Here is a 20,935-nt window from a genome sequence, read left to right as displayed (position 1 = left end):
CATGTGTTGCCTGTAACTCCGTCATCGCGAGCAGGCTCACTCCTACAATGGAACCGAGGGAGTCAGATGATCGCGTCAGCCCTTACTTCTGTTTTTCCAGCTGATGGTATTTGCCGCTCGCGTCCCACTGGTAAACCACGTAGTCGGACACTTTCAGGTCGCCTTTCTTGTCCCAGGACTTCTCGCCCATGACGGTTTTCACCGGGTTGGCCTTCAGCCACTCGGCGGCTTTTTCGCCACTGTTGGACTTGGCACCATTGAAACCGGCCGCCAGGGCCTGAATCGAAGCGTAGGCGTACAGGGTGTAGCCTTCAGGCTCGGTTCCGGCCTTGCGGAACTGCTCGACCACGGCCTTGCTTTCCGGCAGCAGGCGCGGGTCGGCGCCGAAGGTCATCAGCACGCCGTCAACGTATTGCGGGCCACCGGCGGTGGTCACCAGTTCGTCGGTAACGATGCCGTCGTCAGACATGAACTTCACGTCTTTCAGGCCTTCGGTCCGCAGTTGCTTGACCAGTGGGCCGGCTTCCGGGTGCAGACCGCCGAAGTACACGACGTCGGCGCCAGCGGCGCGGATCTTGGTGACCAGGGCGCTGAAGTCTTTCTCGCCACGGGTCAGGCCTTCGTAGATCACCGGGGTCACGCCGCGTTTGATCAACTGAGCCTTGGTCGCATCGGCCAGACCTTGACCGTAGGTGTCCTTGTCGTGGATCACCGCGACTTTCTTGCCCTTGAGCACGTCGACGATGTAGTCGCCAGCGACAATGCCTTGCTGGTCGTCACGCCCGCACATACGGAACATCGCGCTCAGACCGCGCTCGGTCACCTGCGGGTTGGTGGAACCCGGGGTGATCGCGATAACGCCGGCTTCGTCGTAGATTTCCGAGGCTGGAATGGTGGAGGAAGAGCAGAAGTGACCGACCACGCCGGCAACTTTCTGGTTGACCAGGTCCTTGGCGACTGTCACCGCCTGCTTCGGTTCGCAGGCGTCATCGCCCTTGACCAGTACGATTTTCTCGCCGTTGACGCCGCCCGCCGCGTTGACCGCGTCCGCCGCTGCCTGTGCACCCTTCATGTACTGCTCGCCAAATGCCGCGTTGGCGCCAGTCATTGGACCCGCTACACCGATTTTCACATCAGCTTGAGCAAACGCAGAAACACCCAACGCAGTAGCCACTGCGAGGGCCAGAAAGCCTTTCTTGTAAAACGTCTGGGACATGAGGTGGTGCTCCAAGGTTTTTTTTAGTTGGCACTGCGACTTCACTTCACTGAATGCTCTGAGCAAGCGCCGTGCCATCGGTTTTTTATTCTTCAAAAAGTCGCTGCTTTCTTGTTATTTCGACTGTTTCGTTCCCATTTTCATTGGGCGTGCAACCGTCTAAACCGCGGAAGGTGAAACCTTTTTAAATCTGAGGCGCAACCCGCTTGCGCCATCATTGCAACCGCGGCACCAAACGACGTGCAACCAGCCTGTAACAGCTCGCGTCACCGAACTGCACACTGCTGGTGCGGGACTGCTACAACCCGCACCATTACAGGCTAGTCGCTACGCCGAAAAGCGCCGCTTCCGGCAACATATTTCAACACTCAGATGACGATGCGCAGGCACTGGCCCGCGTGATACAGCGAGAACCCGGCCTCGTACAGACAACTGCGCAGGCCGACACCGGCCAGGGGCTGCATCGGTGCGAAGGGGATCGGCAGGGCTTGAGGATTTCCGTTACACAGGTAGTCGGCGAAGGCTTTGCCGACCACGGTGCCGGTGGTCACGCCACGACCGTTGTAACCGGTGACGGCCACCAGTCCGGGTGCCGGCTCGAACAGCCGCATCAAATGATCGGGGGTGAAGGCGATGCGCCCGGTCCAGGTGCATTCCCATTCCACCGGTTTCAGGTTGGGGAAGTAGTGCTGCTGCACCCGGTCGGCCCAGGCTTTGAGGAACCACGTCGGTTTCTGATTGCCGTTGCCCAGGCTGCCGAGCAACAACCGGCCGTCCTTGTCACGACGGATGCTGCTCAGCACCTGCCGCGTGTCCCACGAGCCCTGCCCGCCGGGGAGGATGTCATGGGCCGCGTCTTCGGTCAGCGGCACCGAAGCGACCTGATAGTAGTAACCGGGGAAGAAATTGCGCTTGAGTTCGGTCCAGTCGCCTTCGGTGTAGGCGTTGGAGGCGATCACCACTTGCCCGGCGAGCACCGAACCGTGCTCGGTCTGCACCGACCATAGCTGGCCCACGCGCTCGAGACGGGTAACCGGCGAGTGATCGAACATCTGCCCGCCCAGCCCCTTCACCGCGTTGGCCAAGCCGGTGACATAAGCCATCGGGTTGAGCGTGCCGGCACGCCGGTCGAGCAGTGCGGCGGCAATCTTCTGCGTACCGGTGGCTTGCTCGCAGGCCTTTCCGGTGAGCAGTTCAACCGGCGCCCCGCGGCGCTTCCATTGTTGCTCGCGACTGCGCAGATCCGCTTCGCCCTTGGCGTTGTGCGCCATGTGCAGGGTGCCTTCGCGGCGCAACTGGCAATCGATGTTGTATTTATCCACAAGGCTGAACACCAGCGCCGGCGCCGCCCCGAGCATGCGGTTGAGCTGACTGCCGACCGCTTCGCCGAATCCGGCCTCGATCTCGTCCGGCGGGATCCACATGCCGGCGTTGACCAGCCCGACGTTGCGTCCGGAGCCGCCATGCCCGGCGCGATGCGCTTCGAGCACGCAGACGCTTTTGCCTTTTTCCAACAGATGCAGCGCCGCCGACAACCCGGTAAACCCGGCGCCGATCACGCAGACATCGACTTTGACCTCGCCCCGTAGCGCGGTGTTATCCGGGCGCTGAGGCGTGAGTTTTTCCCACAGACATTCTTCGCGTAACGGCATTGCCAGACTCCAACAGAAACCTGCCAAACACACTGCTGATCCTGTGGGAGCGGGCTTGCTCGCGAAAGCGGTGTTTCAGCCAACATCTGTGTCGACTGACCCACCGCTTTCGCGAGCAAGCCCGCTCCCACAGGGGATCTGCTTCATTCCAAACTCAGTCGAAGGTGATGCCCTGCGCCAGCGGCAGCTCCAGCGAGTAGTTCACGGTATTGGTCTGGCGGCGCATGTACGCGCGCCAGGCGTCGGAGCCCGACTCACGACCGCCACCGGTCTCCTTCTCGCCACCAAACGCGCCGCCGATTTCCGCGCCGCTCGGGCCGATGTTGACGTTGGCGATGCCGCAGTCGCTGCCGACCGCCGACATGAATTGCTCGGCCTCGCGCACGTCGGTGGTGAAGATGCACGACGACAGGCCTTGCGGCACCGCATTGTTCAGGCGCAGCGCTTCCTGGAAGTCGCTGTAGCCGACCACGTAGAGGATCGGCGCAAAGGTTTCGCTGCAGACCACGTCGCTCTGCTCCGGCATTTCGACGATGGCCGGCGACACGTAGTAGGCGTTGGGGAACTGCTCTTCCAGCTGACGCTTGCCGCCGAACACCCGGCCACCCTCACTCAGCGCCTGCTCCAGCGCGTCCTGCATGTTTTCGAAGCTGTGTTTGTCGATCAGCGGGCCGACCAGATTGCCTTCCAGCGGATGGCCGATGCGCACTTTGGCGTACGCGGCTTTGAGGCGGGTGACGATTTCTTCCTTCACCGACTCATGAGCAATCAGGCGACGCAGGGTGGTGCAACGCTGACCGGCGGTGCCGACCGCACTGAACAGAATGGCGCGCACGGCCATGTCCAGATCGGCGCTCGGGCCGAGGATCATCGCGTTGTTGCCGCCCAGTTCGAGGATGCTGCGGGCGAAACGCGCGGCGACTTTCGGCGCCACTTCGCGGCCCATGCGGGTGCTGCCGGTGGCGCTGATCAGCGCGACACGCGGGTCATCCACCAGCGCTTCGCCGGCATCACGGCCACCGATGATCACCTGGCACAGGTGCGCCGGCGCATCGCTGAAATTCTTCAACACACGGTCGAACAGTGCCTGGCAGGCCAGTGCGGTCAGCGGGGTTTTCTCCGACGGTTTCCACACCACCGGGTTGCCGCAGACCAGCGCCAGCGTGGTGTTCCACGCCCACACCGCGACCGGGAAGTTGAACGCACTGATCACGCCGACCACGCCCAGCGGATGCCAGGTTTCACGCATGTGGTGGCCCGGGCGCTCGGAAGCGATGGTCAAGCCGTACAACTGACGGGACAGACCGACGGCGAAGTCGCAGATGTCGATCATCTCCTGCACTTCACCGAGGCCTTCCTGAGTGATCTTGCCCGCCTCCCACGACACCAGTTCGCCGAGATCAGCCTTGTACTCGCGCAGCACTTCGCCGAACTGACGCACCAGTTCGCCGCGACGCGGGGCCGGCACCTTGCGCCACTGCTCGAAAGCATGATCTGCACGACTGATGTGCTGCTCGACTTCGGCCGGGCCTTCCCAGTTCACGGCGGCGATGCGGCTGCCGTCGATGGGCGAATGCACCGGCACTTTGCCGTTCTGGTACAGGGCCGGGTTCACACCAAGACGATCAAGCAATGCGGCAACCATGGGTCACTCCTCAAGCGAAAAACTGAATGTGTGCGGACGCATTGTCGCGACCGGGCAGGCCTTTAGTTGTAGCGTCAGTACGGCGAGGCAACAAACGACCTTTACGCGAGATATCATTCCGTTTATTCATGCTGCGCATAGAAAGACAAGAAAAAGGGATCACCCATGCTGAACAAACGCCACTTGCCGTCGATCACTGCGTTGCAGTGCTTCGAAGCCGTGACCCGGCACCTGAGCTTCACCCGGGCCGCCGAAGAACTGAACCTGACCCAGAGCGCCGTCAGCAAACAGGTCGCGCAGCTTGAGGAATTGTTGCAGCACTTGTTGTTCCGCCGGGTGCGTCGGCGTTTGCAGATGACCCCGGCCGGAGATTTGTACCTGGTGGAGGTCCGAAAAATCCTCACCCAGGTGGAAATGTCCACGCATTACCTGCGTTCCTACGGCGGCGAGACCGAAGTCCTGCGCGTCTCGACGCCTTCGACCTTCGGCGCACGCTGGCTGGTACCGCGTCTGAAGGGCTGGCGCCTGCGCCATCCGTCGATCCATCTCGACTTGTGCAACGAGCAGGAGGCCGACGATTTGCTACAGGGGCGCAGCGATCTGGCGTTCTATTTCGGTCAGGGCTCACGCCCCGGCACCGAGTGCCTGAAGCTGTTTGGCGAAGAGCTGGTGCCAGTCTGCGCACCCGGCAGCCTGCCGGATCAGCCGTTCACCGACCCGACGCAACTGACCGATCTGGTGCTGCTGCAAAACGCCTCGCGCCCACAGGCCTGGCACGACTGGTTCGACAGTCAGGGTTACCACACCGAACACAGCTACCACGGGCCGCGCTTCGAAACCTTTTATATGTGCATCCGCGCCGCTCAGGTCGGCTGCGGCGTCGCGCTGTTGCCACGGTTTCTGGTGGAAGAAGAATTGGCCGACGGCAAACTGGTCATTCCCTGGCAGCATGCAATGCCCAGTTCCGACGCCTACTACCTGGCCTACCCGGAACATGCGGCGGAAGTGCCGAAGGTGCGGGATTTTGTGAAGTGGATGCTGGAGCAGATTGATAGTCCGGACCTGACGCCGATATAGAGTTTTCAACAACCCTGTGGGAGCGGGCTTGCCCGCGAATGCGGTGGGTCAGTCAATTCAAATGTGACTGACCCACCGCATTCGCGAGCAAGCCCGCTCCCACAGGTGATCTCGGCGCTCTTAAAAAATGCTGGCAATCCCCACCGCTGATATGCGCCACTAGCGTCATTGATTGATCCCGCGCATCCGCGCGGTGCACCTGGAGACCCCGTTTATGAGCGAGAGTGTGTTTGCCGATCGCATCGTGCAGAACCTGCTCGACACCGACTTCTACAAACTGACGATGATGCAGGCGGTGCTGCACAACTACCCCAACGTCGAAGTCGAATGGGAGTTCCGTTGCCGTAACAGCGAGGATCTACGGCCGTATCTGGCCGAGATTCGCTATCAGATCGAGCGCCTGGCCGAACTGAGCCTGAGTGCCGACCAGTTGAGCTTTCTCGAGCGCATCACCTTCCTGAAACCGGATTTCCTGCGCTTTCTCGGCCTGTTCCGCTTCAACCTGCGCTACCTGCACACCGGGATCGAGAACGGCGAACTGTTCATCCGTCTGCGCGGCCCGTGGCTGCACGTGATTCTCTACGAAGTGCCGCTGCTGGCGATCGTCAGCGAAGTGCGCAACCGCTATCGCTACCGGGAAATCGAACTGGTACAGGCGCGCGAACAGCTGTATCGCAAGTTCGACTGGCTGAGCGCCAACGCCTCGGCCGACGAACTGGCGCAATTGCAGGTCGCCGACTTCGGCACCCGCCGGCGCTTTTCGTACCGTGTGCAGGAAGAAGTGGTCAACGTGCTCAAGCACGATTTCCCCGGGCGCTTTGTCGGCACCAGCAACGTTCACCTGTCTCGCGAGCTGGACATGAAACCGCTGGGCACCATGGCCCATGAATGGATCATGGCCCACCAACAACTCGGCCCACGCTTGATCGACAGCCAGATCGCCGCCCTCGATTGCTGGGTGCGCGAATACCGTGGCCTGCTGGGGATTGCGCTCACCGACTGCATCACCACCGACGCGTTCCTCGGCGATTTCGACCTGTTCTTCGCCAAGCTCTTCGACGGTCTGCGCCACGATTCCGGGGATCCGGTGCAGTGGGGCGAAAAGTGCATCGCCCACTACCACAAGCTCGGCATCGACCCGATGAGCAAGACCCTGGTGTTCTCCGACAGCCTGACCCTGCCCAAGTCGCTGGAGATCTTCCGCGCGCTGCACGGGCGGATCAACGTCAGCTTTGGCATCGGCACCAACCTGACCTGTGACATTCCGGGTGTCGAACCGATGAGCATCGTGCTTAAAATGACCGCCTGCAATGGCCAGCCGGTGGCGAAGATCTCCGACGAGCCCGGCAAGACCCACTGCAAAGACCCGAATTTCGTCGCCTATTTGCGACATGTGTTCCAGGTTCCTGCCGATTCCAGTCTATCTAGCAAGGAGTGAATTCATGCAAGCCGTACAGCGTGAGATTGCTGAACAGCTCAAGGTGCAACCGCCATTCGCCGGGCATCAGGCCCTCGAAGCGGAAGTCGCCCGGCGCATCACCTTTATCCAGGATTGCCTGGTCAATTCCGGCCTCAAGACCCTGGTGCTGGGCATCAGCGGCGGCGTCGACTCGCTGACCGCCGGCCTGCTGGCCCAGCGCGCCATGCGTGAGCTGCGCGAACGCACCGGCGACAACGCCTACAAGTTCATTGCCGTGCGCCTGCCGTACGAAACCCAGTTCGACGAGCACGACGCCCAGGCTTCGGTGGACTTCATCGCTCCGGACGAACGCCACACGGTGAACATCGGCCCGGCGGTCAAATCGCTGGCCAGTGAAGTCGCGGCGTTCGAAGGCAAACACGCGGTGTCGGTGGATTTCGTGCTCGGCAACACCAAGGCGCGGATGCGCATGGTCGCCCAGTACACCATCGCCGGCGCGGCGCACGGTCTGGTGATCGGCACCGACCATGCGGCGGAAGCGGTGATGGGTTTCTTCACCAAGTTCGGTGACGGCGCCTGCGACCTGGCGCCACTCAGCGGTCTGGTGAAAAACCAGGTCCGGGCGATTGCCCGCAGCTTCGGCGCACCGGAATCGCTGGTGGAAAAAGTGCCGACCGCGGATCTGGAAGACCTGTCGCCGGGCAAACCGGACGAAGCCTCCCACGGCGTGACCTACGCCGAGATCGACGCCTTCCTGCACGGCGAGCCGGTGCGTCAGGAAGCGTTCGATATCATCGTCAGCACCTACAACAAGACCCATCACAAGCGGGTCATGCCGTTCGCGCCTTGATCGGCGACCGAATGAAAAAGCCCGCTGAGGAGCGATCCTCAGCGGGCTTTTCTTTGGCCAGTTCACCTGTCGATGCTGATGGCCTCTTCGCGAGCAAGCCCGCTCCCACAGTGTCCCGGTTGTTCACAAAATGTGTGACCGACACAAACCCTGTGGGAGCGGGCTTGCTCGCGAAGAACGATAACGCGGTAAGCCTGCTTACTTCACAGCAATGGTGCCTTTCATCATCGAGATGTGGCCCGGGAAGGAGCAGAAGAAGCCGTAGTCAGTGCCAGCGGTCAGCTTCGATACATCGATGGTCAGCGTGTCTTTCTCGCCGGCACCGATGATCTTGGTGTGAGCGATAACGCGCTCGTCGCCGTCTTTCAGGTAGTTCTTGTCGATGCCAGCGGCCAGGCCGTCGGTGGCAATCGGCTGCATATCAGCGGTTTTGCTGACCACCAGGTTATGGCCCATGACGTTCTTCGGCAGGCTGCCGGAGTGAGTCAGTTCGACGGTGAAGGTCTTGCAGCTCTTGTCGATCACGATCTCCTTGGTGTTGAAGGACATCTGGTCGGTGGAATCAACGGTGGTTTTGCACTCGGCAGCCATCAATTGGCTGCTGGCCAGCGCCAGCAGGGATACCGCAACAACTTTGGAAAACATGGTGAATCTCCAAGGCAGGGTTAACAAAAACACTAATGGTGGAAAGACTGCCTGAAATCTTCGCAAGTTCCTATGACTTGAGTCAAAAATTGTATACAACTTTCAGGCTATGACACTCATCGAAACAATCTACCGACCAGAATCCACGGCCGGGCCTATGATCGGCGCATCTACTGAAACGGAGTGCCTGTCATGTTCTTTAACGGTCTGTTGTGCAGTTTGCTCGCCGCCTACGCCTGTGGCGCCAGCGGTACCTTCGAATAGCCAGAACGCGAAGCTTAGTCCTTGGATCAAGGCGTGCCAGCCATTACCCTGTGACGGATTGACCCAGGAGGAAGGCATGTCTCTCAAATCCGTTTGTGTATTTTGCGGTGCCAACGCCGGCACTGATCAGGCTTACACCGAAGCCGCCCAAGCCCTTGGCCGGGCACTCGCCGAGCGCCAACTGACGCTGGTTTACGGTGGGGGTGCCGTGGGTCTGATGGGCCTGGTGGCGGACGCCGCGCTGGCCGCTGGCGGCGAAGTGATCGGGATCATTCCGCAAAGCCTGATGGACAAGGAGATCGGTCACAAAAGCCTGACGCGCCTTGAAGTGGTCGGTGGCATGCACGCGCGCAAGGCCCGCATGGCTGAACTGAGCGATGCGTTCGTCGCGTTGCCCGGCGGTCTCGGCACGCTGGAAGAGCTGTTCGAAGTCTGGACCTGGGGCCAGCTCGGTTACCACGGCAAGCCGCTGGGGCTGCTTGAGGTGAACGGTTTTTACAGCAAACTCACCGCTTTTCTTGACCATATCGTCGGCGAAGGCTTCGTTCGCGCCCCACACCGTGACATGCTGCAAGTGAGCGAATCCGCACAAACGCTGCTCGACGCCCTGGATAACTGGAAGCCGACCGTCACGCCCAAGTGGGTCGACCAAAAACCCGGCTAACCGCCGGGCACCGATACAGGGCAGAATACGCGCCGCTCAACCTCACCTTCGACCCCAGAGGATCGCCCATGGCCAAACCCAATTACTCCTTCGCCAAACGTCAACGAGACCTGGAAAAGGAAAAGAAGAAAGAGGAAAAGCTTCAACGCAAGAAACAGCTGGCTGAAGAAGCGGCACAGAACCCTGACGGGGAAGTGGCGACTGACAACGATGATGATGTTGTTGATGCACCGAAAGACCAGGCGCCTGACGCCTGAGCTGATTGCTGATTCGCTCCCAGAGGGAGCGATCTGTGGCGAGGGAGCTTGCTCCCGCTGGGTTGCGCAGCGACCCCAAATTGTTTTGCGACTGCTTCGCAGTCGAGCGGGAGCAAGCTCCCTCGCCACATTGGCTCCCCCCAGTGAAATTTCCTTATTCCAATGGCATCACCGTGACCCGCACTTCCGGATCATGCGAGCCGCCCCCCAGAATCACCCCGCGCAACGGCGACACATCGGAAAAATCCCGGCCCCACGCCAGGGTGATGTGCTCCAGCGCCGGCTGCACGTTGTTGGTCGGATCGAAATCCACCCACCCCAGCACCGGACAAAATACTGACACCCAGGCATGCGACGCGTCGGCGCCGATCAGCCGTGGCTGCCCCGGTGGCGGCTGGGTCAGCAGATAACCACTGATGTAACGCGCCGCCAGCCCCCGTGAACGCACGCAGGCAAGCATCAGGTGGGCGAAGTCCTGACACACGCCGCGTCGGCGCTCCAGCACCTCGACCAGCGGCGTCGCCACTTGCGTCGCCTCGGCGTCGAAGGTGAAGTCGCTGAAAATCTTCTGCATCAACGCCTGAACGCCCAGCAACAAGGGCCTGCCCGGTGGAAAACAGCTTTCGGAAAACTCGACGAAACTGCGTTTCAAATGCACGTAGGGTGACTGAAAGCGATAGCGACAAGCCTCCAGCATTTCAGCAGACAACGGCAGGCTGCTGTAGGTCAGCGCGTTGCGCGTCTGCTCCCACGCCGGGGACAGATTGAAATCCGCCAGCGGCCGCGCCAGCACCTCAACCGTGAGCCGGGCGTTGACCTGCAATTCATCATGCGGCCGCTCAAAGGCCAGCCGGGTCAGTGGATTGCCGAACACATCCAATTCATCCCGCCGCGTGGTCGGCTCCGGGCTGATCAGCAATTGCTGCTCGGTGCAGCGCTGCCACGTGCACTCGCGCGGCCACAGGTGCGCCAATTGCTGTGCCAGGGAAACCGGGCTGTCGTAGTGGTAACAGGTGTCGTGAAAGATCTGGTAATGCGCGCTCATCAGACGGACACCGTACGCTGGCTGACATCATCGACATGGGCAAAGTGGCGCAGCGCCAGACGATCGGACACCTGACCGCTGGCCTCGGCAATCTCTTGCAGCAGATCCGCCAGACCATCGAGCGCGGCACGCACGCTGTTCTCCCCGAACAGCGGATTCTCCAGACAGCCCAGATCGAACCGCGCCAGACGCTCGACCAATTGCGGCAACCCCGCCTCGCGAGGCACGCCGAAATCATCATTCAGGCGCTTGAGCGTGCGGGTCACCAGTTTCAACTGAAACAGCACCGCGTGCGGGTTCTGTTCATCCAGCAGCAACAGATCGAGCACCGGAATCAACTGCGCCACCGCCAGATACCGCGAACGGTAGGTGATGCTGCTGTTGCCCAGTTCCAGCAGCCATTCCAGCCCCGCCTGATCGAACGCCCCGGCGCCGCGCAGAAATGCGGCCAGACTGCTGCTGAGAAACTGCAACCGTTCGATCCGCCGGCCGATCATCAGAAAGCGCCAGCCTTCGTCGCGGGTCATGTCGTCGAGCGCGAAACCCGAAAGCGCCGCCAGCGACATCACCAGCCGGTTGAGGAAATCCAGCAACTCGCCGAAGTCCGGCTCCTCGGTGTCCAGTTCCAGCGCCTCGCGTTGCAACTCGACCAAGGCCTGCCAGTTCTCCCGCGAGAGCTTGCCGCGCACCTGCGAGGCCGCCCACTGCAAGCGCTGCAGGTTGGAGCGCAGACTGAACGACCAATCCTCACCGAGCAGCGCCGCCAGCAGCCGCTCCGGCAACTCACCCTCCTCCGGCAGCAACATCAGCCGCTCGCCCAGCTCCACGGCGGCCTGCAAGGCTTGCGGATCATCGCCATCGACATAACGCGCGAGCATGATCCGCAGCAATCGCGCACTGTCGTCACAACGCTCGCAGTAACGGCCGAACCAGAACAGGTTCTCCACCACCCGCGAGGGCAGGTAAGGATCGCGGCGCACCAGATCGTGCACGCCGACGTTGCGCTGGGTTTTCCATTGTTCGCCACTCGGCGCACGCTCGCCCAGCACCCAAGTGTCCTTGCTCGCGCCACCGCGTTGCATCGACACCACCTCGGCATCGGCCTCGGCGGCGACCCGGGTCAGCCCACCGGGCAATACGCGATAGCCGTCACCACTGGCCACCGCGTACACGCGCATGCCGATCGCTCGCGGTTGCAGTTGACCGTCTTCGGCCTGCCAGATCGGCGCCTGGGACAGCTGCGCCAACTCTTGCGCGACATACGCGTATGGCCGCGCCTGCATGCGCTCGGCAAATGCCTGGCGCTGTTGTTCACTCAGATCGCGGCCGAATACCGGGGCGAAGCTTTGCGAGGGGAATGCCGGTTTGATCAGCAGCTCGGGAAGCTTTTCCAACGCCTGCGCCAGCACCGGCGCCTCGCCGCACCACCAGGTGGCGATGGACGGCAGGAGCAGTTCTTCGCCGAACAGGTACTGATTGATCTTCGGTAAAAATCCGAGCAACCCCGGCGACTCCAGCACGCCGCTGCCCAAGGCGTTGGCCACCAGCACCCGGCCCTGACGCACCGCTTCCAGCAGGCCAGGCACACCAAGTGCCGAATCGGTGCGCAGCTCCAGCGGATCGCAGAAGTCATCGTCGAGCCGGCGCATGATCGCGTGCACCCGGCGCAGACCACTAAGGGTTTTCAGGTACACCGTGGCATCGCGCACGGTGAGGTCGCCGCCCTCCACCAGCGGATAACCGAGCTGGCGCGCCAGATAAAGGTGTTCGAAGTAACTTTCGTTGAAGCGCCCTGGGGTGAGCAACACCACCAGCGGCGCGTCGTCGGCACACGGCGCCTGACGCGCGAGGGTTTCCTGCAGGGTGCGGAAGAATCCGGCCAGGTGCTGCACTTTCAGATCGCGGTACAACTCGGGAAAGGCCCGCGAAACGATGGTGCGGTTTTCCAGCGCATAACCCGCGCCCGACGGCGCCTGGGTACGATCCGCCGTGACCCACCAGCGTCCGTCCGGCGTGCGCGCCAGGTCCACGGCGTACAGATGCAGAAAGGCCCCTTCAGGCGGAGCAATGCCCTGACAGGGCCAGAGAAAATTGTTGTGGCCGAACACCAACTCCGCCGGTAATAACCCTTCGCTGATCAGCCGCTGCGGCCCGTACAGATCAGCCAGTACCGCGTTGAGCAGGCGTGCTCGCTGGGCAATCCCCGCCGACAGTTGCTGCCACTCATCAGCAGCGATCACGTGCGGCAGCAGGTCCAGCTCCCACGGGCGGTCGGCGCCCTTGGGATCGGCATAGACGTTGTAGGTCACGCCGTTTTCCTGAATCTGCCGGGCCAGCAGCGCCTGCCGCTGCACCAGTTGCGCCGGGGTGCTGCGCTGCAATTGATCGAACAGCCGCCGCCAGTGCGGGCGCACTTCCCCGCTGTCATTCAGCAGTTCGTGATAAGTGCCCGCGGTCAGCGGGTAGCGGTCTAGCAGGTCAGGCATGGAAAACTCGGCAGACAGCAGGGAACGGTCAGACTAACGCAGGCACATGACGTGCGGATATACGAAAAATCCGCATGTCGTGCAGGACTTAGAAACGTCGCAAATCGAGCGTCATCGGCAGCTCGTCGGAGATTGTCAGGTTAGGTATCGGAAGTTTCCCCGGCGTGTGTCCGATGCGGAAAAACCGCGCCATGCGCCGGCTCTCCGCTTCGTTGGCATTGACCGGCAAGGTCTCGTAATTGCGCCCTCCCGGGTGTGCAACGTGATACTGGCAACCGCCCAGCGAACGCTGCATCCAGGTATCGAGCAAATCGAACACCAGCGGCGCGTGCACCGGAATGGTCGGTTGCAGACAGTTGGCCGGTTGCCAGGCCCGAAAGCGCACACCCGCGACGAACTCACCGATGCGCCCGGTCGGTTGCAGCGGCACCGGGATGCCGTTGCAGGTCAGCAGATAGCGCTGCGGCGGCAAGCCGCTGAGCTTGATCTGCAAACGCTCCAGCGACGAATCGACATAACGCACCGTGCCGCCCGCCGTCCCTTCCTCGCCCAGCACATGCCAAGGCTCCAGCGCCTGACGCAGTTCCATCTCGATGCCACTGACCGCGTAATCGCCGACCTTGGGAAAGCGGAACTGCAGATGCGCGGCGAACCACTCGGCGCGCAACGGATAACCGGCGTTGTTCAGTTCGACGATGACGTCGGCAAAATCCTGCTCGATAAAGTGCGGCAGCATAAAGCGGTCGTGCAGCTCGGTGCCCCAACGTGCAAGCTTCGACGGCGCATACGGCTCGCGCCAGAAGCGTGCCACCAGTGCCCGCAACAGCAACTGCTGGGCAAGGCTCATGCGCGCGTGCGGCGGCATTTCGAAAGCGCGCAGCTCCAGCAGGCCGAGACGCCCGGTGGCGCCGTCCGGCGAATACAGTTTGTCGATGCAGAACTCGGCGCGATGGGTATTGCCGGTGACGTCGATCAGCAGATTGCGCAGCAGTCGATCTACCAGCCACGGCGCGCACGCTTCGCCGGGTTCAGGCATCTGCGCAAAGGCGATTTCCAGTTCGTACAAGGCGTCGTTGCGGGCTTCATCGACCCGTGGCGCCTGCGAGGTCGGGCCGATGAACAAGCCGGAAAACAGGTAGGACAGCGACGGATGGTTGTGCCAGTAGCTGATCAGGCTGCGCAGCAGGTCCGGGCGGCGCAGGAACGGTGAGTCCGCCGGGGTCGCGCCACCGAGGACGAAATGGTTGCCGCCGCCAGTACCGGTGTGGCGCCCGTCGATCATGAATTTCTCGGTGGTCAGTCGCGTCTGTCGCGCCTCTTCATAAAGAAACTCGGTGCGCTCGACCAGCTCGTCCCAAGTCGCGGAAGGCTGCACGTTGACCTCGATCACGCCCGGATCCGGGGTGATGCGGAAATTGCTCAGGCGCGGATCACTCGGCGGCTCGTATCCTTCCAGCAATACCGGGCAATGCAGCTCTTCGGCGGTGGCTTCGATGGCCGCCACCAGCTCCAGATAATCCTCGACCCGCTCCAGCGGCGGCATGAATAGATACAGACGCCCTTCACGGGCCTCTGCACAGAATGCGGTGCGGGTCAGCCAGTCGGCGGATTCGTCGATTTTCGGCGCACGTTCGGCGGCCGCGGCGGGTTCGGTATGGCTGTTGAGCTGCGCGGTATCCGGCAGCTCGGGGAAGTCCTGATTCGGATCGCTGGGATGAATGAACGGGTACTCCGCCGCCTTCACCCACGGTTGCGAGGCGAGCGGCAAGCGATAACCCAGCGGCGAATCCCCCGGCACCAGCCGGCAATGCTCGTCGCGCAGATACCAGCGCCCGCTCTGCCATTGATCACCCTTGGCGGTACGCGCCAGCGGCAGCACCTGGCCGATCACTTTATCCAGGCCCTGAGCGAAAACCTTGCGCAGTCGCGCACGCTCCAGTGGCTCTTCCAGTCGCGAATCTTCAGCACTGACGTTGCTCGGCAATGCGCCCTCACGCCAGAGGTAATAGAAATGGTCTTCGTAGGCTGGAAACACGAAACGTGCGGGCAGTTTCAGGCGTTCGGCAACACTCGCCAGAAAACGCCCGGCCAGTTCGCCATTGGCGCCATAGTCCTGCTGCTCGTCGGCGATCAGCGCGTTATTGTGCCAGATCGGCACGCCGTCACGGCGCCAATAGCAGTTGAGCGACCAGCGCGGCAATGGCTCGCCCGGGTACCACTTGCCCTGACCAAAATGCACCAGACCTTTCGGCGCATAGTGCTGGCGCATGCGCTGGAACAGTTCGGCGGAGAGTCGGCGCTTGTCCGGGCCCAGTGCGGCGGTGTTCCATTCGGCACCGTCCGGATCGTCGATGGAGACGAAAGTCGGCTCGCCGCCCATGGTCAGGCGCACATCGCCTTCCAGCAGATCGGCATCGATCTGTCGGCCCAGCGCCTGAATCGCCAGCCACTGCTCATCGGTGTAGGGTTTGGTGACCCGTGGCGCTTCCCAGATCCGCTCCACCGACATCTCGTGACTGAACTGGCATTCGCACGGCTCGACCAGGCCACTGATCGGCGCCGCCGAGGACGGATCGGGGCTGCAGGCCAGCGGGATATGCCCTTCACCGGCGAACAGCCCGGACGTGGCATCCAGACCGATCCAGCCAGCGCCCGGCAAGTACACCTCGCACCACGCGTGCAGGTCGGTGAAGTCCACTTCGGTACCGGACGGACCGTCGAGGCTCTTCACGTCAGCGGTCAGTTGAATCAGATAACCGGAAACGAACCGCGCGGCCAACCCGAGGTTGCGCAGCAGTTGCACCAGCAGCCACGCCGAGTCGCGGCAGGAGCCGGACGCATGTTCGAGGGTGTGTTCCGGGGTTTGCACGCCCGGTTCCATGCGGATCAGGTAACGGATGTCTTCGCTGAGACGCTGGTTGAGCATCACCAGGAAATCCACGGCGGGCTGCGGCGTGCGGTCGATCCCGTCCAGATAGGCTTTGAAGGCGGGCGTCAGCGGCAGGGTTTCGAGGTACGGCGCCAGCTCCTTACGCTCATCGGCCGCGTAGGTGAAGGGGATTTTCTCGGCGTAGGGTTCGAGGAAGAAATCGAACGGGTTAAACACCGCCATCTCGGCCAGCAGGTCGACCTCGATGCGCAACTCGTCGGTTTTCTCGGGGAACACCAGACGCGCGAGGTAGTTGCCCTGCGGGTCTTGCTGCCAGTTGATGAAATGCTGCTCGGGCGAGACCTTCAGCGCATACGAGAGGATCCGCGTGCGGCTGTGGGCGGCCGGGCGCAGGCGTACGATCTGCGGGCCGAGTTCGACAGCGCGGTCGTAGCGGTAATGCGTGACGTGATGCAATGCGACATGAATCGACACGGCGTGCCTCCTGCGAGCCTAAGCGTATTCGAAAGCGCGCAAGACTTATGCCATGCAGAGGCTTGGGCGCTTTCCCGGAATGCTCAGGGCAGTACAGCACCAAAATCGGGCGATGCGGGGAAATGGATTGAGGAAGTTGCGCCGAAATGTGGCGGCAGTGGTAGACGCGGCGCCTGAGATGACGCCTTCGCGAGCAAGCCCGCTCCCACAGGAGACCGCATTCCAACTGTGGGAGCGGGCTTGCTCGCGAAGGGGCCAGTCGATTCAACGCACCTCCTGAGCCCTGAAATGCAAAACGCCAACCCGAAGGTTGGCGTTCTGTTGAAACAAAAAGCGATTTAGCGCGGAACGACGGGCTTGCGCGCCGGCTTCGGCCCCTTGCCCTTGGCCGCTTCCTTGCGTTCCTTGGCCGCCTGCTGGTTGCGGGCGAACGCCGCAGCCTTGGCCTGTTCACGCTTGTCCCAAGGATTGCCACCGTCGCTGGCACGCGGCGGCAGGCCGTTGTGCTGGGTGAGAATCTTGGTGGTCTTCTCTTTCGCGACCTTGTGGCTGCCGGCCGGCGTCGAGTTCTTGCGACGGGCGCTCTGGTAGCTGTCGGTAGCCGGTTGATGCAGCGGAATCAACTGATCCTTGCCCGGACCGATCAGATCACCACGGCCCATGCGGATCAACGCTTCACGCAGCATCGGCCAGCCTTTCGGGTCGTGATAACGCAAGAACGCCTTGTGCAGACGACGCTGCGCTTCGCTCTTGACGATGGTCACACCGTCGCTCTTGTAGGTGACCTTGCGCAGCGGGTTCTTGCCCGAGTGGTACATCGCGGTGGCGGTGGCCATCGGCGACGGGTAGAACGCCTGCACCTGGTCGGCACGGAAGCCGTTGCCCTTGAGCCACAGCGCCAGGTTCATCATGTCTTCGTCGGTAGTGCCCGGGTGCGCGGCGATGAAGTACGGGATCAGGTACTGCTCTTTGCCTGCTTCCTTGGTGTACTTCTCGAACATGCGCTTGAACTTGTCATAGCTGCCAATGCCCGGTTTCATCATCTGGTTGAGCGGACCTTCCTCGGTGTGTTCCGGGGCGATCTTCAGGTAGCCACCGACGTGGTGGGTCACCAGCTCTTTGACGTACTCCGGCGACTCGACCGCGAGGTCGTAACGCAGGCCGGAGGCGATCAGGATCTTCTTCACACCCGGCAAGGCACGGGCACTGCGGTACAGCTGAATCAGCGACGAGTGGTCGGTGTTCAGGTTCGGGCAGATGCCCGGGAACACGCAGGACGGCTTGCGGCACGCGGATTCGATTTCCGGGCTCTTGCAGGCGATGCGGTACATGTTCGCGGTCGGGCCGCCGAGGTCGGAGATGACGCCAGTGAAGCCCGGGACCTTGTCGCGGATCTCCTCGATTTCGCGAATGATCGACTCTTCGGAACGGTTCTGGATGATCCGGCCTTCGTGCTCGGTGATCGAGCAGAAGGTGCAACCGCCGAAGCAGCCACGCATGATGTTCACCGAGAAACGGATCATGTCGTAGGCCGGGATCTTCTCTTTGCCATACGCCGGGTGCGGAACCCGGGCGTAAGGCATGCCGAACACGTAGTCCATTTCTTCAGTGGTCATCGGAATCGGCGGCGGGTTGAACCAGACGTCGACCTCGCCATGCTTCTGCACCAGCGCGCGGGCGTTACCCGGGTTGGTTTCCAGGTGCAGCACACGGTTGGCGTGGGCGTACAGGACCGGGTCGTTACGCACCTTTTCCATCGACGGCAGGCGGATCACGGTCTTGTCGCGGGTCATGCGCGGGCTGGCCAGAATCTGTACGACCTTGGCTTCCTCGGGATCATCCACCGGGCCCTTCTCTTGCTCGATGGCGCAAGCCTGGGTGTCCTGGGTGTTGACGTACGGGTTGATGATCTTGTCGACCTTGCCCGGACGGTCGATGCGCGTGGAATCGACTTCGTACCAGCCCTGCGGCGTGTCACGACGGATGAACGCGGTGCCGCGCACATCGGTGATGTCTTCGATCTTGTGCCCGTAGGACAGACGCTGAGCCACTTCGACGATGGCGCGCTCGGCGTTGCCGTACAGCAGAATGTCGGCGCTGGCGTCGATCAGGATCGAGTTGCGTACACGATCCTGCCAGTAGTCGTAGTGGGCGATGCGGCGCAGCGAAGCTTCGATGCCGCCGAGGACGATCGGCACGTGCTTGTAGGCTTCCTTGCAGCGCTGGCTGTAGACCAGACTCGCGCGATCCGGACGTTTGCCCGCCATGCCACCTGGGGTGTAGGCGTCGTCGGAACGGATTTTCTTGTCCGCGGTGTAGCGGTTGATCATCGAGTCCATGTTGCCGGCCGCGACGCCGAAGAACAGGTTCGGCTCGCCGAGCTTCATGAAGTCGTCTTTGGACTGCCAGTTCGGCTGGGCAATGATCCCGACGCGGAAGCCCTGGGACTCCAGCAGCCGGCCGATGATCGCCATGCCGAACGAGGGGTGATCGACGTAGGCATCACCAGTGACGATGATGATGTCGCAGGAATCCCAGCCGAGCTGATCCATCTCCTCCCTGCTCATCGGCAGGAATGGCGCTGGCCCGAAACATTCGGCCCAGTACTTCGGATAGTCAAATAACGGCTTGGCTGCTTGCATGTCGATAACCGGTGTTGGCTTTCATTGAATTTCGCGGGCGCGGAATATAGCACAAATTTTGACCAATTCCGACGGCTGTGGTCGGAAATTGTGCTTTACCTGTGGCGAGGGAACTTGCTCCCGATCGGCTGCGCAGCAGTCGAATTTTGGCGGCTGCTGCGCAACCCAGCGGGAGCAAGCTCCCTCGCCACAAGTGCTCGACGTTACTCGTCGTCGTCGAAGTTGTAACTGCCCGGCGCGAGGTTTTCGAAGCGGGTGTACTTACCGATAAAGGCCAGGCGGATAAAGCCGATCGGGCCGTTCCGCTGCTTGCCGATGATGATTTCGGCGATGCCCTTGTGCTCGGTTTCCGGGTGATACACCTCGTCCCGGTACACGAACATGATGACGTCGGCGTCCTGCTCGATCGCTCCGGATTCCCGCAAGTCGGAGTTCACCGGACGCTTGTTGGGACGTTGTTCCAGGGAGCGGTTGAGCTGCGACAGCGCCACCACCGGGCAGTTGAATTCCTTGGCCAGGGCTTTCAGGGATCGCGAAATCTCGGAAATCTCGTTGGTCCGGTTGTCACCGCTGGAACCCGGAATCTGCATCAACTGCAGGTAGTCGATCATGATCAGGCCGACGTCGCCGTGCTCGCGCACCAGACGCCGGGTCCGCGCGCGCATTTCCGACGGGCTGATGCCGGCGGTATCGTCGATGAACAGTTTGCGATCGTTGAGCAGGTTGACCGCCGAGGTCAGGCGCGGCCAGTCGTCGTCTTCGAGCTGACCGGAACGCACCTTGGTCTGGTCGATCCGGCCCAGGGACGAGAGCATACGCATGATCAGCGATTCGCCTGGCATCTCGAGGGAGTACACCAGCACCGCCTTGTCGCTGCGCAGTACGGCGTTTTCCACCAGGTTCATGGCGAAGGTGGTTTTACCCATCGACGGACGGCCGGCGACAATGATCAGGTCGGACGGCTGCAGACCGCTGGTCTTCTCGTCGAGGTCGGTATAGCCGGTGGACAGGCCGGTGATCGCGTCGGCGGTGTTGAACAGGGTGTCGATGCGGTCGATGGCTTTGGTCAACAGTTCGTTGACCCCCACCGGGCCGCCGGTCTTCGGCCGCGCCTCGGCAATCTGGAAGATCTGCCGTTCGGCCTCGTCAAGGATCTCTTCGGCCGTACGGCCTTCGGGGTTGAACGCGGCGTCGGCAATTTCGGTGCTGATGCCGATCAATTGGCGCAACGTCGCGCGCTGGCGAACGATCTGCGCATAGGCCTTGATGTTGGCGACGGACGGCGTGTTTTTCGCCAGTTCGCCGAGGTAACCGAGGCCGCCGACCTGGGACGTCTGACCTTCCTTGTCCAGTTGCTCGGCAAGGGTCACGACGTCGATCGGCATGTTCTGATCGGCCAGTTTGGCGATCGCACGGAAGATCAGACGGTGGTCATGTCGGTAGAAATCGCCGTCGGAGACTTGATCGAGCACGCGTTCCCAGGCGTTGTTGTCCAGCATCAGACCACCGAGTACGGCCTGTTCGGCCTCGATGGAATGCGGCGGCACTTTCAGCGCGGCGGTTTGCAGATCGTATTGCTCGGGAGCGGTGATTTCGTTCATGGCCACTTGGAGTCAGGTTTGAAAACGGGATTACCAGAAAGACAAAGGGCACGACCTGTAAACAGGATCGTGCCCGATGTTACCGGCAAGCACCCGAGGGTGCCAGC

Annotated in this window: 14 protein-coding genes; 5 read left to right on the top strand and 9 right to left on the bottom strand. The window is 61.8% G+C overall.

What is annotated here, in order from left to right; translation table 11 throughout:
* Window positions 1–82: 82 nt before the first annotated feature.
* The 3 genes from LCH64_RS07895 to LCH64_RS07885 all read right to left on the bottom strand — a co-directional run bounded on the left by LCH64_RS07895 (window position 83) and on the right by LCH64_RS07885 (window position 4,513).
* Window positions 83–1,216, bottom strand: coding sequence for a branched-chain amino acid ABC transporter substrate-binding protein (locus LCH64_RS07895; RefSeq protein WP_003221158.1), 1,134 nt, complete (start codon window positions 1,214–1,216; stop codon window positions 83–85).
* A 368-nt stretch (window positions 1,217–1,584) separates the two neighbouring features.
* Window positions 1,585–2,868 carry an FAD-binding oxidoreductase gene (locus LCH64_RS07890; protein ID WP_226499912.1) on the bottom strand — a complete coding sequence of 428 codons (1,284 nt, stop codon included), beginning with the start codon at window positions 2,866–2,868 and terminating at the stop codon, window positions 1,585–1,587.
* 154 nt (window positions 2,869–3,022) lie between these two features.
* A complete protein-coding gene (locus tag LCH64_RS07885) occupies window positions 3,023–4,513 on the bottom strand; it encodes an aldehyde dehydrogenase family protein (protein WP_226499911.1) in 1,491 nt (496 codons plus the stop codon).
* 165 nt (window positions 4,514–4,678) lie between these two features.
* Between LCH64_RS07885 and LCH64_RS07880 the strand changes: the two genes are divergently transcribed.
* From LCH64_RS07880 to nadE, 3 genes are all read left to right on the top strand, one after another.
* On the top strand, window positions 4,679–5,590 hold the full coding sequence (locus LCH64_RS07880) for a LysR family transcriptional regulator (RefSeq protein WP_098966954.1): 912 nt from the start codon (window positions 4,679–4,681) through the stop codon (window positions 5,588–5,590).
* A gap of 214 nt (window positions 5,591–5,804) precedes the next feature.
* Window positions 5,805–7,028, top strand: coding sequence for a nicotinate phosphoribosyltransferase (gene pncB / locus LCH64_RS07875; RefSeq protein ID WP_003221154.1), 1,224 nt, complete (start codon window positions 5,805–5,807; stop codon window positions 7,026–7,028).
* A 4-nt stretch (window positions 7,029–7,032) separates the two neighbouring features.
* Window positions 7,033–7,860 carry an ammonia-dependent NAD(+) synthetase gene (gene nadE / locus LCH64_RS07870; protein WP_201135935.1) on the top strand — a complete coding sequence of 276 codons (828 nt, stop codon included), beginning with the start codon at window positions 7,033–7,035 and terminating at the stop codon, window positions 7,858–7,860.
* 198 nt (window positions 7,861–8,058) lie between these two features.
* Here nadE and azu read toward each other — a convergent pair whose 3' ends face one another.
* A complete protein-coding gene (gene azu / locus LCH64_RS07865) occupies window positions 8,059–8,505 on the bottom strand; it encodes an azurin (protein ID WP_098966950.1) in 447 nt (148 codons plus the stop codon).
* Between the two features lie 340 nt (window positions 8,506–8,845).
* Here azu and LCH64_RS07860 point away from each other — a divergent pair, with 340 nt between their 5' ends.
* Window positions 8,846–9,433, top strand: a complete 588-nt coding sequence (locus LCH64_RS07860) for a TIGR00730 family Rossman fold protein (protein ID WP_226499910.1) — start codon at window positions 8,846–8,848, stop codon at window positions 9,431–9,433.
* Window positions 9,434–9,501: 68 nt separating this feature from the next.
* Window positions 9,502–9,690, top strand: coding sequence for a hypothetical protein (locus LCH64_RS07855; protein WP_226499909.1), 189 nt, complete (start codon window positions 9,502–9,504; stop codon window positions 9,688–9,690).
* Window positions 9,691–9,844: 154 nt separating this feature from the next.
* On the opposite strand, the gene LCH64_RS07850 is transcribed toward LCH64_RS07855, so the two are convergent.
* The 5 genes from LCH64_RS07850 to dnaB all read right to left on the bottom strand — a co-directional run bounded on the left by LCH64_RS07850 (window position 9,845) and on the right by dnaB (window position 20,828).
* The gene (locus LCH64_RS07850) at window positions 9,845–10,735 is read right to left on the bottom strand and encodes a transglutaminase family protein (RefSeq protein WP_226499908.1); all 891 of its coding nucleotides are present in this window, start codon (window positions 10,733–10,735) and stop codon (window positions 9,845–9,847) included.
* Window positions 10,735–13,221: a circularly permuted type 2 ATP-grasp protein gene (locus LCH64_RS07845; protein WP_226499907.1), complete on the bottom strand. Its 2,487-nt coding sequence runs from the start codon at window positions 13,219–13,221 to the stop codon at window positions 10,735–10,737. Before LCH64_RS07845 ends, LCH64_RS07850 begins: the two co-directional genes overlap by 1 nt.
* Before the next feature lie 88 nt (window positions 13,222–13,309).
* On the bottom strand, window positions 13,310–16,585 hold the full coding sequence (locus LCH64_RS07840) for a transglutaminase family protein (RefSeq protein WP_226499906.1): 3,276 nt from the start codon (window positions 16,583–16,585) through the stop codon (window positions 13,310–13,312).
* A gap of 338 nt (window positions 16,586–16,923) precedes the next feature.
* Window positions 16,924–19,227 carry a YgiQ family radical SAM protein gene (locus LCH64_RS07835; protein ID WP_226499905.1) on the bottom strand — a complete coding sequence of 768 codons (2,304 nt, stop codon included), beginning with the start codon at window positions 19,225–19,227 and terminating at the stop codon, window positions 16,924–16,926.
* Between the two features lie 203 nt (window positions 19,228–19,430).
* Window positions 19,431–20,828, bottom strand: coding sequence for a replicative DNA helicase (gene dnaB / locus LCH64_RS07830; protein ID WP_047600693.1), 1,398 nt, complete (start codon window positions 20,826–20,828; stop codon window positions 19,431–19,433).
* Window positions 20,829–20,935 lie beyond the last annotated feature (107 nt).

This window comes from Pseudomonas sp. MWU16-30322 (genome assembly GCF_020515535.1).
GTDB classification, from domain to species: Bacteria; Pseudomonadota; Gammaproteobacteria; order Pseudomonadales; family Pseudomonadaceae; genus Aquipseudomonas; species Aquipseudomonas fluorescens_H.
Note: the sequence above shows the minus strand (reverse complement) of the source record. Positions and strands in the feature narration are given on the sequence as shown.

Bases quoted from the DNA above. Each gene is read 5' to 3' on its own strand.
- LCH64_RS07845 (WP_226499907.1), bottom strand. From the start codon at position 13,221: ATGCCTGACCTGCTAGACCGCTACCCGCTGACCGCGGGCACTTATCAC.
- LCH64_RS07895 (WP_003221158.1), bottom strand. From the start codon at position 1,216: ATGTCCCAGACGTTTTACAAGAAAGGCTTTCTGGCCCTCGCAGTGGCT.
- LCH64_RS07850 (WP_226499908.1), bottom strand. From the start codon at position 10,735: ATGAGCGCGCATTACCAGATCTTTCACGACACCTGTTACCACTACGAC.
- azu (WP_098966950.1), bottom strand. From the start codon at position 8,505: ATGTTTTCCAAAGTTGTTGCGGTATCCCTGCTGGCGCTGGCCAGCAGC.
- LCH64_RS07880 (WP_098966954.1), top strand. From the start codon at position 4,679: ATGCTGAACAAACGCCACTTGCCGTCGATCACTGCGTTGCAGTGCTTC.
- LCH64_RS07885 (WP_226499911.1), bottom strand. From the start codon at position 4,513: ATGGTTGCCGCATTGCTTGATCGTCTTGGTGTGAACCCGGCCCTGTAC.
- dnaB (WP_047600693.1), bottom strand. From the start codon at position 20,828: ATGAACGAAATCACCGCTCCCGAGCAATACGATCTGCAAACCGCCGCG.
- LCH64_RS07835 (WP_226499905.1), bottom strand. From the start codon at position 19,227: ATGCAAGCAGCCAAGCCGTTATTTGACTATCCGAAGTACTGGGCCGAA.
- LCH64_RS07890 (WP_226499912.1), bottom strand. From the start codon at position 2,868: ATGCCGTTACGCGAAGAATGTCTGTGGGAAAAACTCACGCCTCAGCGC.
- pncB (WP_003221154.1), top strand. From the start codon at position 5,805: ATGAGCGAGAGTGTGTTTGCCGATCGCATCGTGCAGAACCTGCTCGAC.
- LCH64_RS07855 (WP_226499909.1), top strand. From the start codon at position 9,502: ATGGCCAAACCCAATTACTCCTTCGCCAAACGTCAACGAGACCTGGAA.
- LCH64_RS07860 (WP_226499910.1), top strand. From the start codon at position 8,846: ATGTCTCTCAAATCCGTTTGTGTATTTTGCGGTGCCAACGCCGGCACT.
- nadE (WP_201135935.1), top strand. From the start codon at position 7,033: ATGCAAGCCGTACAGCGTGAGATTGCTGAACAGCTCAAGGTGCAACCG.